The 15441-nt window shown below is 61.7% G+C and carries 8 protein-coding genes; 4 read left to right on the top strand and 4 right to left on the bottom strand.

Translation table 11 applies throughout. The features are described from left to right. Position 1: 1 nt before the first annotated feature. The 3 genes from aceF (at position 2) to msrA (ending at position 5389) form a co-directional block, all read left to right on the top strand. Entirely contained in the window at positions 2 to 1672 is a 1671-nt protein-coding gene (gene aceF, locus TU73_RS01735; protein ID WP_057010692.1) for a dihydrolipoyllysine-residue acetyltransferase, read from the top strand. A 303-nt stretch (positions 1673 to 1975) separates the two neighbouring features. Then, complete coding sequence (locus TU73_RS01730) at positions 1976 to 4669, top strand: putative bifunctional diguanylate cyclase/phosphodiesterase (RefSeq protein ID WP_057010691.1); 2694 nt, start codon at positions 1976 to 1978, stop codon at positions 4667 to 4669. Positions 4670 to 4741: 72 nt separating this feature from the next. Further along, the gene (msrA, locus tag TU73_RS01725; RefSeq protein WP_057010690.1) at positions 4742 to 5389 is read left to right on the top strand and encodes a peptide-methionine (S)-S-oxide reductase MsrA; all 648 of its coding nucleotides are present in this window, start codon (positions 4742 to 4744) and stop codon (positions 5387 to 5389) included. A gap of 75 nt (positions 5390 to 5464) precedes the next feature. Here the strand turns inward: msrA and TU73_RS01720 are convergent, their stop codons facing one another. From TU73_RS01720 to putP, 4 genes are all read right to left on the bottom strand, one after another. Continuing rightward, entirely contained in the window at positions 5465 to 6301 is an 837-nt protein-coding gene (locus TU73_RS01720; RefSeq protein WP_057010689.1) for a 23S rRNA (adenine(2030)-N(6))-methyltransferase RlmJ, read from the bottom strand. Between the two features lie 97 nt (positions 6302 to 6398). Next, positions 6399 to 7124: a DUF4123 domain-containing protein gene (locus tag TU73_RS01715; protein WP_057010688.1), complete on the bottom strand. Its 726-nt coding sequence runs from the start codon at positions 7122 to 7124 to the stop codon at positions 6399 to 6401. Further along, on the bottom strand, positions 7124 to 9145 hold the full coding sequence (locus TU73_RS01710) for a type VI secretion system Vgr family protein (RefSeq protein WP_057010687.1): 2022 nt from the start codon (positions 9143 to 9145) through the stop codon (positions 7124 to 7126). Before TU73_RS01710 ends, TU73_RS01715 begins: the two co-directional genes overlap by 1 nt. A 197-nt stretch (positions 9146 to 9342) precedes the next feature. Next, positions 9343 to 10827, bottom strand: a complete 1485-nt coding sequence (gene putP / locus TU73_RS01705) for a sodium/proline symporter PutP (protein ID WP_057010686.1) — start codon at positions 10825 to 10827, stop codon at positions 9343 to 9345. A gap of 461 nt (positions 10828 to 11288) precedes the next feature. On the opposite strand from putP, the gene putA reads away from it, so the two are divergent. Then, on the top strand, positions 11289 to 15242 hold the full coding sequence (gene putA / locus TU73_RS01700; protein ID WP_057010685.1) for a trifunctional transcriptional regulator/proline dehydrogenase/L-glutamate gamma-semialdehyde dehydrogenase: 3954 nt from the start codon (positions 11289 to 11291) through the stop codon (positions 15240 to 15242). Positions 15243 to 15441 lie beyond the last annotated feature (199 nt).

The raw sequence follows: 15441 nt of genomic DNA, 5'->3' as shown, positions 1-15441 counted from the left end.
TGTGAGCGAACTCATTCGCGTACCTGACATCGGCAGCGGTGAAGGTGAAGTAATCGAGCTGTTTGTGAAGGTCGGCGACACCGTCGAAGCCGACCAGAGCATCCTGACCCTGGAATCGGACAAGGCGAGCATGGAAATCCCTGCTCCCAAGGCCGGCGTGGTCAAGAGCCTGAAAGTGAAGCTGGGCGACCGCCTGAAAGAGGGTGACGAACTGCTGGAACTGGAAATCGAAGGTGCTGCTGATGCAGCCCCTGCGGCGGCGGCCCCTGCTGCCGCTGCTGCGCCAGCACCCGCTGAAAAGCCAGCTGAGAAGCCAGCCGAAGCGCCTGCCGCTGCGGCTGCTGAACCTGCCGCCGCCACCGTCCAGGACATTCACGTCCCGGACATCGGCTCGTCGGGCAAGGCCAAGATCATCGAGTTGCTGGTCAAGGTCGGCGACACCGTCGAAGCTGACCAGTCGCTGATCACCCTGGAGTCCGACAAGGCCTCCATGGAAATTCCTTCGCCGGCTGCTGGCGTGGTGGAAAGCATCGCGGTCAAGCTGGAAGACGAAGTCGGCACCGGTGACTTCATTCTCAAGCTGAAAGTACAAGGCGCTGCACCTGCCGCCGCACCTGCACCTGCCGCCGCACCTGCACCGGCTGCCGCACCAGCGGCCAAGGCTGAAGCGGCTCCGGCTGCTGCCGCCCCTGCACCTGCGGCAAAAGCCGAGGCCGCCCCCGCCCCTGCTGCTGCCGCACCTGCGCCAAGCGGTGCCAAGGTGCATGCCGGTCCTGCCGTGCGTCAACTGGCCCGTGAGTTCGGCGTTGAGCTCAATGCTGTGTCGGCCACTGGCCCTCACGGTCGCGTGCTGAAGGAAGACGTGCAGGTCTACGTCAAGGCCATGATGCAAAAAGCCAAGGAAGCGCCGGCTGCCGGTGGCGCTACCGGTGGTTCGGGCATTCCGCCGATCCGTACCGTGGACTTCAGCCGCTTCGGCGAAATCGAAGAAGTGCCGATGACCCGCCTGATGCAAATCGGCGCGGCCGGCCTGCACGCGAGCTGGCTGAACATCCCGCACGTGACCCAGTTCGACCAGGCCGACATCACCGACCTGGAAGCTTTCCGCGTTGCGCAGAAAGCTGTGGCCGAAAAGGCTGGCGTGAAACTGACCGTGCTGCCACTGCTGCTCAAGGCGTGCGCGCACCTGCTCAAGGAACTGCCGGACTTCAACGCCTCGCTGGCGCCAAGTGGCAAGGCGATCATCCGCAAGAAATACGTGCACATCGGTTTTGCGGTCGACACCCCGGATGGTCTGCTGGTGCCGGTCATCAAGAACGTTGACCAGAAGAGCCTGCTGCAACTCGCTGCCGAAGCCGCTGCACTGGCTGCCAAGGCCCGCGACAAGAAGCTCACCCCGGATGACATGCAGGGCGCATGCTTTACCATCTCCAGCCTTGGTCACATTGGCGGCACTGGCTTTACGCCAATCGTCAACGCGCCGGAAGTGGCGATCCTGGGTGTTTCCAAGGCCACCATCCAGCCTGTGTGGGACGGCAAAGCGTTCCAGCCGAAGCTGATGCTGCCACTGTCGCTGTCCTACGATCACCGTGTGATCAACGGCGCCGCGGCGGCACGCTTCACCCAGCGCCTGAGCCAGTTGCTGAACGACATCCGCACCATCCTGCTGTAAGCCGCAGGGCCTTCCTTTCACTGGGAAGGCCCTTGCCGCACCGATTTCCGAGCGCCACGCTCGTACCTCAACCCCGCCGCTTGGCGGGGCTTTTTTTGTGCGCTCGGTGTACGCACAGAACAGGTTTGTACACCTTCTGTCACTTCGATTGCAGAAATCCCCCGCACGGCCGATAACTGCCTTATAGCACTTAGCCTTCATCCTCTCTTGTCAGTGCGTGCCGCATGATGCAACCTTGCCGCAGGCGACAGTAAAGAGGGCGTGAGCCGGGCGCCACGCGCATTTTCCCAAGCGAGTTTCCCCATGAAAAGCCAACCCGATGTCGCCCGTATGGCGGCCGAGGTAGTGACGCAATTACCGGTGCCTTCGCGCCTCGGTATGCTGCGTTTCGAGCGGCTTAATGAGGCAAGCTGGGCCCTGCTGTACCTCGATCCCAATTGCGAGCGCCAGTTCGGCCTGCCAGCGGTGGAACTCTGTGCCCTGATCGGCACGCCCTACGCCAGCCTGATGGAGCCCCAGGCCCGCTATCAGCTGCACGACGCAATCCAGCAGCAACTGACCCACAGCCCCCATTACCTGGTGCGCTATACCCTGCACACCCATGACGGCCCGATGAGCCTGCTGGAAATGGGCGAGGCCTACAAACAACACAACCGCCATTTGCTGCGTGGCTACCTGATGGTGGTCGACGGGCTGTTCAGCGATACCACCGCGTCCGCCCCGACTGGCGACCTGGAAAACCAGAACAGCCGCCTGCAGATCGCCCTGGAACTCAACCAGCGTGCCCAGCAAGAACAGCTGCAACACCTGGAGCGGGTACGCGCCCAGCAGGAGTTGATCCTGCTGCTGGCGCGCCAGCGCTACACCACGCCCAATTCGCTGCGCGAAGCCGCCGAGCTGATTACCCGCAGCGCCTGCGACATCTACCAGATCGATTGCGCCAGCATCTGGAACCTGGAAGGTCAGCGCCTGGTGCCGATCTCGGCGTACCACCGCGCCGATCAACAGTACCGACTGCCCGACGCCATTGACGCCAGTGGTTTCCCGGATTACCTGGAAGCCCTGCACTCCAGCCGCGCCATCGACGCCACTCATGCCCTGCGTGACCCGCGCACCCGGGAAATGGCCGAAAGCCTGCGCGCCAAGGATATTCACGCGATGCTCGACGCCAGCATTCGGGTCGACGGCCAGGTAGTCGGCGTGCTGTGCCTGGAACAAAGCGGCAGCTCACGGGCGTGGCAGTCCGATGAGATCGCGTTTGCCGGCGAGTTGGCGGACCAGTTCGCCCAGGTCATCAACAACCACAACCGCCGCACCGCCACCAGCGCCCTGCATCTGTTCCAGCGTGCAGTGGAACAAAGCGCCAACGCCTTTCTGCTGGTCAACTGCGACGGCGTGGTGGAGTACGTCAACCCCAGCTTCACCGCGATCACCCAGTACAGCGCCGAAGAAGTCCACGGCCATCGCCTGGCCCAACTGCCGGCCCTGGAAAATCTCAGCGAATTGCTGTTCGACGCACCCTCGGCCCTGGCCAGAAGCAACAGTTGGCAGGGTGAGTTCAAGAGCCGGCGCAAGAACCTGGAACCCTACTGGGGCCAGCTGTCGATTTCCAAGGTGTACGGCGACAACCGCGAGTTGACCCACTACATCGGCATCTACGAAGACATCACCCAGACCAAGCTGGCGCAACAGCGCATCGAACGTTTGGCCTACACCGACAACCTGACCAACCTGGGCAACCGCCCGGCGTTTATCCGCAACCTCGACGAACGCTTTGCCCGCGACAGCGACAGCCCGATCAGCCTGCTGCTGGTGGACATCGACAACTTCAAGCGCATCAACGACAGCCTCGGCCACCAGACCGGCGACAAGTTGCTGATCAGCCTGGCCCGCCGCCTGCGCAACAGCTTGAGCAGCGGCGGCAGCCTGGCACGCTTTGCCAGTAACGAGTTCGCGGTACTGCTGGACGATGCCGACCTGGAGACTGGCCAACAGGTGGCCTGCCAGTTGCTGGCCACCCTCGACAAGCCAATGTTCGTCGACAACCAGCTGATCAGCGTCACCGGCTCCGTAGGACTGGCCTGCGCGCCTCTACATGGTCGTGACCCACAAACCCTGATGCGCAACGCCGGACTGGCCCTGCACAAGGCCAAGGCCAACGGCAAGCACCAGGTGCAGGTATTTACCGAAGCCTTGAACGCCGAGGCCAGCTACAAGCTGTTCGTGGAAAACAACCTGCGCCGCGCCCTGACCCAGAACGAGCTGGACGTGTTCTACCAGCCCAAGCTGTGCCTGCGCAGCGGCCGTTTGCTAGGCATGGAAGCGCTGCTGCGCTGGAATCACCCGGAAAAGGGCATGATCCGCCCCGACCAGTTCATCAGCGTGGCCGAAGAGACCGGGTTGATCATTCCCATCGGCAAATGGATCGCCCGCCAGGCCTGTCGCATGAGCCGACAGTTGAGCGCCGCAGGCCTGGGCAATCTGCAGGTGGCGATCAACCTGTCGCCCAAGCAGTTTTCCGACCCGGACCTGGTGGCCTCGATCGCCACGATCCTCAAGGAAGAACAACTGCCGGCCAACCTGCTGGAGCTGGAGCTGACCGAAGGCTTACTGCTGGAGGCCACCGAAGACACGCGTCTGCAACTGGACCAACTCAAGAGCTTCGGCCTGACCCTGGCCATGGATGACTTCGGCACCGGATACTCGTCGCTGAGCTACTTGAAAAAATTCCCCATCGACATCATTAAGATTGATCGTAGCTTTATCCACGAAATCCCGGATAACCAGGACGACATGGAAATCACCTCGGCGGTAATCGCCATGGCCCACAACCTCAAGCTCAAGGTGGTGGCCGAAGGCATCGAGACTGCCGAGCAATTGGCCTTCCTGCGCCGGCATCGCTGCGATGTGGGCCAGGGCTACCTGTTCGACCGGCCGATCCCCGGTGCAGAGCTGCTGGAAAAGCTCAAACGCTATCCACGTGGGCCAATCGCCTGACAGCGCTGTAACACTCGGGCACACTGGCTGTCTGACAATTTACTGCTACTCAACCTGACGAGAGGACTGATCATGGTCTTGCGCTCGGAAATTCTGGTGAACAAAAACGTGCTGCCTACTCAAGAACAAGCTCTGCCTGGCCGTGAAACCCCAATGGCCTTGCCGCAAACTCATTACGTCAACGGCAACCCGCTGCTGGGCCCTTTCATCGACGACGTTGGCTTTGCGATCTTCGGCCTGGGGTGTTTCTGGGGTGCGGAACGTAAATTCTGGGAACGCGACGGCGTGGTCAGCACGGTGGTCGGCTATGCCGGCGGCTTCACGCCGAACCCGACCTACGAAGAAGTCTGCTCGGGCCTGACCGGCCACAGCGAAGTGGTGCTGGTGGTGTATGACCAGGCCAAGGTCAAGTATGAAGACCTGTTGAAGATGTTCTGGGAACTGCATAACCCGACCCAGGGCATGCGCCAGGGCAATGACATTGGCAGCCAGTACCGTTCGGTGATCTATGCAACCACGCCGGAGCAACTGGCGGCGGCCAAGGCCAGTGCCGAGGCTTATCAGCAAGAACTGACCAAGGCCGGCCTGGGTGAAATCACCACGGAAATCGAAGAGGCCCCGACGGTGTACTTCGCCGAGGCGTATCACCAGCAGTACCTGGCGAAGAATCCCCAGGGCTACTGCGGGATCGGCGGCACTGGCGTGACCTGCCCGATCTAGGAAGCAACACAAATCAAAATGTGGGAGCTGGCTTGCCTGCTCCCACATTTGGTCCTGCGTTTGGATTGAGATCGGTTATTCGGCGATGAGCCAATCCATCTGCCACCCACCCTGGGTCTGGCCAAGTTTCTTGGACAGCCACGGCAGCAACTCGCGCAATTCCTCTTCCAGGCCCCACGGCGGGTTGGCAATCGCCAGGCCCGAGCCGGTCAGGGTGTTGGGGGTGTCCAGGGGATGCACCAGCAGCTCCACACGCAGCAACTTCGGCGCACCGGTGCCGGCCAGGTCCTGGTAGAAGCGGCGTAACATGCGCTGGTCCTTCACCGGGTACCAGATCGCCGCGACCGTCTGGCGCATACGGCCGACCGCTTCCTTGAGGGACGCCGCGCAACGCTGCATTTCATCGAGCTGTTCAAACGGCGGGTCGATCAGCATCAGCGCGCGTTTTTCCGGCACCGGCAGCAAGGCCCGTGGCACATGCCAGCCTTCGCCCAGGTGCACTTTGACGCGGCGATCACCCTTCATATTGTCCTTGAGCAGCACGCCGTCTTCCGGGTGCTTTTCGTTGAGCATCACGCGATCCTGTGGGCGCGTGAGGCGTCGGGCCAGCTCCGGCGAGCCCGGGTAATAGCGCAACTGGCCATCCGGGTTCATCTCGTGCAGCACGCGCATGTAGTCAGCGGTGAGCGGCGGCAGGTCGCTGGCACCCCACAGGCGGGCGATGCCTTCGAGGTATTCACCGGTGCGGTTAGCCTGGTCGCCCTGCAGGTCGTACAGACCAATGCCGGCGTGGGTATCGAGGTAGGCGAACGGCTGCTCCTTGCGCGACATCAGGGCGATGAGGCGGGTCAAGGTCAGGTGTTTGAAGACATCGGCGTGGTTGCCGGCGTGAAAGGCGTGACGATAATTCATGGTTGCTCCTGCGCAGGGGGCGAAGTTTACCTTCAACCGGCGCAAAGGTGCAGGGCCGCAAGGCGGGCGGTACGAATGACACGCTATAGCCGTCCGCTCAACTCAATTGCACGGCGATGTAGTCCGCCAATACAGCAGGGCTGATATCCGGCCCGCGTGCGAAGTAGGCGACCTTGTGCTGCAAGGTGGCTGGTGTAAACGCGCTATACAGGTCAGGGCGCTGCTCCTGGAGCCATTGCAGCAGGTTGTCGACCAGTATCTGCGGTGACTGCTGCGCCAAATGCGCCAGTAATGGTGCCGGCACTTGCCACCAGGGGCTGGCCCTGGCCTGCGTGACCGGGCGCGACGTCACTGACAGCGGCTGGCCGTTGATCAGATAACGCTGGAACACCGGTAACACATGCCCGGCCTTGTCACCCAAGTGCTGCAAGATCGGCAGAAACTGCGCGCCGTCCCAGAAGCGCAAAAATACCGGCTGGTTTTCGGGCAGGTACACCTGAGTCAAGCCCCTCAAATGCTCGATCACAGCGTCCAACGAGCAGGACGCCACTGCCAGCCAGCCCCAATCCAACGCCTGGGAAGCGGCGACCCAATCAAGGAAGGCACTGCCCGGTTCGACGACAGCCACGTAAGGCATCACGTCCTTCCAATCGGCGTAGGCCGTGCCCGCCCAGACCGGTTGTGGTGGCTTCCCAGCCGCCATGACTTGCCAGGCGGCAAACGGCTGGGCATCGCTGGCACTGCCCAGCACGGCGTACATCTGTTCATCCGGTTGCAGTGGGTACTGCGCCAGCCAGGCGCTGGGCGTCAAAGGCGCTGCCATCAGGGCAAACTCCGTGCATGAGCGCTGATATCGCATTGCCCGTTCTTGCAGCGTTCACACTCTTCGCAAAACGGCGCGCTGCGCTTCAGGCTGGCCACTTGCACGCGGCTTAACGGTGCCGGAATAACTGCCAGCAACGTCTCCTTCAACCCAGGCATCAATGGCGCCGCCGCTGGGGCAGGCGACCCGCCGAGCTGGATCGGCACACTGCTGAAAATCCCGGCCGCCGACAGCGTGATCGACTGCCCTCCTGCCTGAATGGTCACGCTGGCCCCCGCGTCAATGACGATGCTTTGCCCTGCCCCCAACTGGATGGTCTGCCCGGCACGCATATGCTGCGAACCGCCGACCACCAGATGATCATCCTGCTTGAGTTCAGTCAGGCGATTGCCATGGGTGATGCGCTGCTCTTCGCCCTGCAACTCATGGTACGACTCACCGCCCACCCGCACACGACGCCGGTTATCGACCCGCACCTGCTGGTCATTCAGCACATGCTGGGTCCAGTCGCGCTGGGCGCGCAGGTAGATCTCCTCGGCGCCCTTGCGGTCTTCGATACGCAACTCGTTGTAGCCTCCACCCCCCGGACTGCTCTGGCTACGCCATATGCTGCGGGTCTTGTCCGCCGGCAGATCGAGAGGCATCGGCGTGGCGGCATTTGGCAGGCAGCCCACCACCAGCGGCATATCCAAGTCGCCATTGACGAAGCCCACCAGCACTTCCATGCCGACCCTGGGGATCAGCACCGCACCATAGCGGTCATGGGCCCAGCCGCTGGCGACCCGCAACCAGCAACTGGAATGCTCGTCGTGCTCACCTACGCGGTCCCAGGCCAGTTGCACCTTTACCCGACCGTATTCGTCGCAATGGATTTCACTGCCCACCGGGCCAGTGACCACGGCGCTTTGATAACCCGATACACTCGGGCGCGGCTGCTCAGGCAAGGGCGGGCGAAAGACTGCATCCCAGGGTGCGGCGGCAAATGTATTGCGATACCCCTGGCGAAATTCACCCCCAGCCACCTCGGTGACCGCTTCCTCCAGTACCTGGGGCTGCTTGCCTTCGTGGGTCACTTGCGTCACCAGCCACAAGTCGTTCCAGCCCTCGCACGGGTGGTCCCGCAGTTGCAGAAACCGACCGCTGGCCAAGGCCGGCTCGTCACCTTGGCCATAGGCAACCCGATAGTCACTACGGTGCCGCTCCAAGCCACGCTGGGCGAGATACTTCCCATGGGTCCGGTCGGAAAAATGGCCGGGGAATTGTTGCATTTCAAGCGTTGGAAGCTGTTCGTCGCCGGCCGCGTTTTCCAGCTCGAAGCGCGGTTTGCGAAAATCATAATCGCGCAGATTGACCGCCGTGGTACGGGTTGCCAGCTGCAGCTTAAAGCGCTTGATCGCGGGGGTATCGGCAACCATTCCCGAACCGGGTCGGTAAGGTGTGGGCTGATCCGCCTGGGCGAACACGGTCTGGTCATCGCCAAACACCAGCAGGTGCCCTTCGCAAGCATGTTGGAAGTGATAGTGAATGCCCAGTTCGGCACACAGCCGCTGGATGAACGCCAGGTCAGTCTCGCCGAACTGCACGCAGTACTCGCGCTCAGGGTAATGGCCGCTGAGCCGGAACTCGAAGCGATCGCTTTGAATCCCTTGCCCCACCAACACCTGCGCAACAATCTGCGGCACCGTCTTATGCTGGAAAATACGCTGCTGGCTGCTGTGCGCCAGGTACGCCAGGTGGGGCACCAGGCTGAGCTGGTAACGCGTCAGGCGTCGCCCGGAATCGCCCTGGGCGACCCGATAGACCAAGCCGTGAACACCATGGCCCTGCTCATTGAAACCCAAGTACGCCTGGCAATGCAGCAAGCCCTCCAAATCAAGATCCGGTTGCTCGCTGACCAGCTCAAGTTCAAAACGGTAAGGCTGGCTGATGGCCTCGGTGCCGCTGAACCTGAACACCTTTAAGTCGCTGGGCACCCCATCAAGGGCCAGGGTAAATGCACTTTGATTGGCAGGAGCGAACATCCGGTGTTTCTCTGCGAAGGGTGGGCGGCCGATTCTGCACCAGCTTGTTGCCGGCCAGGACTCATCGCAGGCAAATCAGTAAGGTCCTACCCTTGGCTTCATTCGTCAGCAACCGAGGGCAGGCATGAAAAAAGGCCCGACATCCTCAGGACGCGGGCCTTTTTCACTCGTTCAGCAGGCGTTAAACGCCCAAGGAATTACTTGTTGAGGTTGTAGTCTTTTTCCGCCGCATCAAAGCGCTCGACCATACCCGCAGTCGGTGCGCCCATCTTGCTCACGAAGTAGATCGCCAGGCTGGCGAAGATGAAGCCAGGGATGATTTCGTAAAGGCCCAGCAGCTCGAAGTGCTTCCACACGATCACGGTAATCGCGCCGACCAGGATGCCGGCCAGTGCGCCGTTGCGGGTCATGTGTTTCCAGATCACCGAGATCAGCACCACCGGGCCGAAGGCTGCACCGAAACCGGCCCAGGCGTAGCTGACCAGGCCCAGTACGCGGTTTTCCGGGTTGGCGGCCATGGCGATGGCGATCAAGGCCACTACCAGCACCATGATGCGACCGACCCATACCAGCTCGAGCTGGGAAGCGCCTTTACGCAGGAACGCCTTGTAGAAGTCTTCGGTCAGGGCGCTGGAACACACCAGCAACTGGCAGCTCAGGGTACTCATGACAGCCGCGAGGATGGCGGACAGCAGGACACCGGCAACCCATGGGTTGAACAGGATCTTGGCCAGTTCGATAAACACACGCTCAGGATTTTCGGTCACCGGGCCTGCCACTTCCGGATGCGCCGAGAAGTAGGCGATACCGAAGAAACCCACTGCCACGGTGCCGCCCAGGCACAGGATCATCCAGGTCATGGAAATGCGACGTGCCTTGGCGATCGACTTTACCGAATCCGCCGCCATGAAACGCGCAAGGATGTGCGGCTGGCCGAAGTAACCCAGGCCCCAGCCCATCAGCGAGATGATGCCGATGAAGGTGGTGTTCTTCAGCATGTCGAAGTTGGTCGGGTCCTTGGCTTCGATGGCCAGGAAGGTGGTGTCTATACCGCCGGTCGCCAGCAGCACGATGATCGGCGTCAGGATCAGCGCGAAGATCATCAGCGTGGCTTGTACGGTGTCGGTCCAGCTGACCGCCAGGAAACCACCGATGAAGGTGTAGGCAATGGTCGCTGCAGCACCGGCCCACAGCGCAGTCTCGTACGGCATGCCGAAGGTGCTTTCGAACAGGCGGGCGCCGGCGACGATGCCGGAGGCGCAGTAGATGGTGAAGAACACCAGGATCACCACGGCGGAGATGATCCGCAGCAGGCCGCTTTTATCTTCGAAGCGACTGGAGAAGTAATCCGGCAGCGTCAGGGCGTCGCCGTTGTGTTCGGTCTGCACCCGCAGGCGACCGGCCACGAACAACCAGTTGAGGTAGGCACCGACAATCAGGCCGATGGCAATCCAGCTTTCCGACAGGCCAGACATGTAGATCGCGCCCGGCAAGCCCATCAACAACCAGCCGCTCATGTCGGAAGCACCGGCTGACAAGGCTGTCACCACGCTACCGAGGCTGCGACCGCCGAGGATGTAATCGGAAAGGTTGTTGGTGGAGCGATAGGCCATCAGGCCGATCAGCACCATTGCTGCGATGTAGATCACGAACGTGATCAGGGTTGGATTACTAACGCTCATAGGAGTGACGCCCTGGCTTTGTTTTTATGTAGCGACGGTCATTCGGACGGCCACCCGCGAATTACCGGATAGACGAGCCTGAGTGCCGCGCATTTATGACTGGCGTTTCCCCAGGAAAGCCGCCAGCCGATGAACCATACCCTAAAGATGGTTGCACCTTGGTGCGCGAATGCTATTCAACAAAGCAAATAAGGTGCAACCAGTTTCTTTCGAATAAGTTGCACCCAAGTATGTTTCTGGACAAACGCCCTGTTTTTGCTCCTTTTCGGAGCAAGAACAGCGGATCTCAGAAGCAAATGCACCAATGCAAAGCGGATTCGGCCGTGGACTCTATTTTTTCCGATCAACCGTCGAAAATTTCCTGAACAAAAGGGTTGCACCCGGTTGCACCTGCGCATAGGCAAAGCTAATCTTGCCGCCAGCAGATGCCACTCGGTAGTGGCACCCATGAGGATAAAAAGATGGCAACGACCACCCTTGGGGTCAAACTCGACGACCCGACCCGCGAACGCCTTAAGGCCGCCGCGACCTCCATTGATCGCACGCCGCACTGGTTGATCAAGCAGGCGATTTTCAATTACCTGGAGAAACTCGAGGGTGGTGCAACCCTGTCCGAGCTCAATGGCTCGGGTAGCAAAGACGCCGAAGACGCTGGCGAAATCCAGGCTGACCACGCCCATCAATGCTTCCTGGAGTTCGCCGAAAGCATCCTGCCGCAATCGGTCCTGCGCGCCTCGATCACCGCCGCTTACCGCCGCCCGGAGCCGGAAGTGGTACCGATGTTGATCGAGCAGGCGCGCCTGCCGGCCGAAATGGCCGAAGCCACCAACAAACTGGCCGCCTCGATTGCCGAAAAACTGCGCAATCAGAAGAGCGCCGGTGGCCGTGCCGGTATCGTCCAGGGCCTGCTGCAAGAATTTTCCCTGTCGTCCCAGGAAGGCGTGGCACTGATGTGCCTGGCCGAAGCGCTGCTGCGCATCCCGGACAAAGGCACCCGTGACGCGCTGATCCGCGACAAGATCAGCACCGGCAACTGGCAGCCGCACCTGGGTAACAGCCCGTCGCTGTTCGTCAACGCCGCCACCTGGGGCCTGCTGCTGACCGGCAAACTGGTCGCTACCCATAATGAGGCGGGCTTGACCTCGTCCCTGAGCCGCATCATCGGCAAGAGCGGCGAGCCGATGATCCGCAAGGGCGTCGACATGGCCATGCGCCTGATGGGTGAGCAGTTCGTCACCGGCGAAACCATCGCCGAAGCCTTGGCCAATGCGAGCAAGTTCGAAGCCAAAGGCTTCCGTTATTCCTACGACATGCTCGGTGAAGCCGCACTCACCGAACACGATGCCCAGAAGTACCTGGCCTCGTACGAACAAGCCATTCACTCCATCGGCAAAGCCTCCCATGGCCGCGGGATTTATGAAGGCCCGGGCATCTCCATCAAGCTTTCTGCCCTGCACCCGCGCTACAGCCGTGCACAGTACGAACGTGTGATGGACGAGCTGTACCCGCGCCTGCTGTCGCTGACCTTGCTGGCCAAGCAATACGACATCGGCCTGAACATCGACGCCGAAGAAGCCGACCGCCTGGAGCTGTCCCTGGACCTGCTCGAGCGCCTGTGCTTCGAGCCGCAACTGACTGGCTGGAACGGCATCGGTTTTGTGATCCAGGCTTACCAGAAGCGTTGCCCGTATGTGATCGACTACGTCATCGACCTTGCCCGCCGCAGCCGCCATCGCCTGATGATCCGCCTGGTAAAAGGCGCGTACTGGGACAGCGAAATCAAGCGCGCCCAGGTCGAGGGCCTGGAAGGCTACCCGGTGTACACCCGCAAGGTGTACACCGATGTTTCCTACATTGCCTGTGCACGCAAACTGCTGTCGGTGCCGGAAGCCATCTACCCGCAGTTCGCCACGCACAACGCCCACACCCTGTCGGCCATCTACCATATCGCCGGCCAGAACTATTACCCCGGCCAGTACGAGTTCCAATGCCTGCACGGCATGGGTGAACCGTTGTACGAGCAGGTAGTAGGCAAGGTCTCCGAAGGCAAGCTGAACCGTCCGTGCCGCGTATACGCGCCAGTCGGTACCCACGAAACGCTGCTGGCCTACCTGGTACGCCGCCTGCTGGAAAACGGCGCCAATACTTCGTTCGTCAACCGTATCGCCGACCAATCCATCTCGATCCAGGAGCTGGTGGCCGATCCAGTGGCCAGCATCGAGCAGATGGCCACGCTGGAAGGCGGCTTCGGCTTGCCGCACCCGCGTATCCCGCTGCCGCGTGACCTCTATGGCAGCGACCGCGCCAACTCGGCCGGTATCGACCTGGCCAACGAACACCGCCTGGCGTCGCTGTCCTGCGCCCTGCTGGCTACCGCGCACAACAACTGGAAAGCCGCGCCGATGCTCGGTTGCGCTTCCAGCCAGGAAGCGGCACAGCCAGTGCTGAACCCCTCCGACCTGCGTGATGTAGTCGGCCACGTCCAGGAAGCCACCGTCGAAGACGTCGACAACGCGATCCAATGCGCGATCAGCGCCGCGCCGATCTGGCAGGCCACCCCGCCCGCCGAACGCGCCGCGATCCTGGAGCGTGCCGCCGACCTGATGGAAGGCGAGATCCAGCCGCTGATGGGCTTGCTGGCCCGCGAAGCCGGTAAAACCTTCGCCAACGCCATCGCCGAAGTGCGTGAAGCCGTGGACTTCCTGCGTTACTACGCGGTACAGGCGCGCAACGATTTCACCAATGATGCCCATCGCCCACTGGGCCCGGTGGTATGCATCAGCCCGTGGAACTTCCCGCTCGCGATCTTCAGCGGCCAGGTTGCTGCGGCATTGGCTGCCGGTAACCCGGTACTGGCCAAGCCTGCCGAACAAACCCCGCTGGTTGCCGCCCAAGCCGTGCGCATCCTGCTCGAAGCCGGTATTCCGGAAGGCGTGCTGCAACTGCTGCCGGGCCAGGGCGAAAGCGTCGGTGCCCGCCTGGTGGGTGATGATCGCGTCAAAGGCGTGATGTTCACCGGTTCCACCGAGGTTGCGCGCCTGCTGCAACGCAATGTCGCCGGGCGCCTGGACGCCCAGGGTCGCCCGATCCCATTGATCGCCGAAACCGGTGGCCAGAACGCAATGATCGTTGACTCGTCGGCACTGACTGAACAGGTGGTGATCGACGTGGTGTCCTCGGCCTTCGACAGCGCCGGCCAACGCTGCTCGGCCCTGCGCGTGCTGTGCCTGCAGGAAGATTCGGCAGACCGCGTGATCGAAATGCTCAAGGGCGCCATGGCTGAATGCCGCCTGGGCAACCCTGAGCGTCTGTCGGTGGACATCGGCCCAGTGATCGACGCTGAAGCCAAGGCCGGCATCGAGAAACACATCCAGGCCATGCGCGACAAAGGCCGCACCGTGTACCAGGTGGCGATTGCCGACGGCGAAGAGATCAAGCGCGGCACCTTCGTGACGCCAACCCTGATCGAGCTGGAAAGCTTCGACGAGTTGCAACGGGAAATCTTCGGCCCGGTGCTGCACGTGGTGCGCTACAAGCGCAAAGAGATCGACCAACTGATCGGCCAGATCAACGCGTCGGGCTACGGCCTGACCCTGGGCGTGCACACCCGCATCGACGAGACCATCGCCAAGGTGATCGACAACGTCAATGCCGGCAACGTCTACGTCAACCGCAACATTGTGGGTGCCGTGGTCGGCGTGCAACCGTTCGGTGGCGAAGGCCTGTCGGGCACTGGCCCGAAAGCCGGCGGCCCGCTTTACCTGTACCGACTGCTGTCGACTCGTCCTACCGATGCGATCGAGCAATCCTTCGTACGTGGCGACAAGTTGGCTGCACCCGATGTGCGCCTGCGCGATGCCATGAGCCAAGCGCTGACCTCTCTGAAGTCCTGGGCCGACAGCCACAAGTTCAGTGAACTGAGCGCGCTGTGCACCCAGTTCGCCGCGCAGTCCCAGAGCGGTATTACCCGCCAACTGGCCGGCCCGACCGGCGAGCGCAACAGCTACGCCATCCTGCCCCGCGAGCACGTGCTGTGCCTGGCTGAAGTGGAAGGTGATCTGCTGACCCAGCTGGCGGCGGTACTGGCGGTAGGCGGTTCGGCGGTATGGCCGGAAACCGAGCTGACCAAGGCGTTGTTCGCACGCCTGCCGAAGGATATTCAGGCGAAGATCAAGCGTGTGGCCGACTGGACCAAGGACGACGTGGTATTCGACGCCGTCCTGCACCACGGTGATTCCGACCAATTGCGTGCGGTGTGCCAGCAAGTGGCGCAGCGTGGTGGGGCGATTGTCGGGGTGCATGGCCTGTCGCAAGGCGAAACGGCGATTGCGCTGGAGCGTCTGGTGATCGAGCGTGCGTTGAGCGTTAACACTGCTGCGGCAGGCGGTAACGCCAGCTTGATGACCATCGGCTAACTGACCCAACACGGTAAGAATGTGGGAGCTGGCTTGCCTGCGATAGGGCAATGCCAGCCGACACCTCTGTTGCTGACCCACCGCTATCGCAGGCAAGCCAGCTCCCACACTGACCGCGTTCACAACGCCCCCTCTCTTGTTCTGCCCCTCCATCACTTAAATCAATCTTGCTATCCAGTCTCTATTCGCGCACCTAGAC

Source organism: Pseudomonas libanensis, assembly GCF_001439685.1.
Taxonomy (GTDB): Bacteria; Pseudomonadota; Gammaproteobacteria; order Pseudomonadales; family Pseudomonadaceae; genus Aquipseudomonas; species Aquipseudomonas libanensis.
Note: the sequence above shows the minus strand (reverse complement) of the source record. Positions and strands in the feature narration are given on the sequence as shown.

Bases quoted from the DNA above. Each gene is read 5' to 3' on its own strand.
- msrA (WP_057010690.1), top strand. From the start codon at position 4,742: ATGGTCTTGCGCTCGGAAATTCTGGTGAACAAAAACGTGCTGCCTACT.
- TU73_RS01720 (WP_057010689.1), bottom strand. From the start codon at position 6,301: ATGAATTATCGTCACGCCTTTCACGCCGGCAACCACGCCGATGTCTTC.
- TU73_RS01710 (WP_057010687.1), bottom strand. From the start codon at position 9,145: ATGTTCGCTCCTGCCAATCAAAGTGCATTTACCCTGGCCCTTGATGGG.
- putA (WP_057010685.1), top strand. From the start codon at position 11,289: ATGGCAACGACCACCCTTGGGGTCAAACTCGACGACCCGACCCGCGAA.
- TU73_RS01730 (WP_057010691.1), top strand. From the start codon at position 1,976: ATGAAAAGCCAACCCGATGTCGCCCGTATGGCGGCCGAGGTAGTGACG.
- putP (WP_057010686.1), bottom strand. From the start codon at position 10,827: ATGAGCGTTAGTAATCCAACCCTGATCACGTTCGTGATCTACATCGCA.
- TU73_RS01715 (WP_057010688.1), bottom strand. From the start codon at position 7,124: ATGGCAGCGCCTTTGACGCCCAGCGCCTGGCTGGCGCAGTACCCACTG.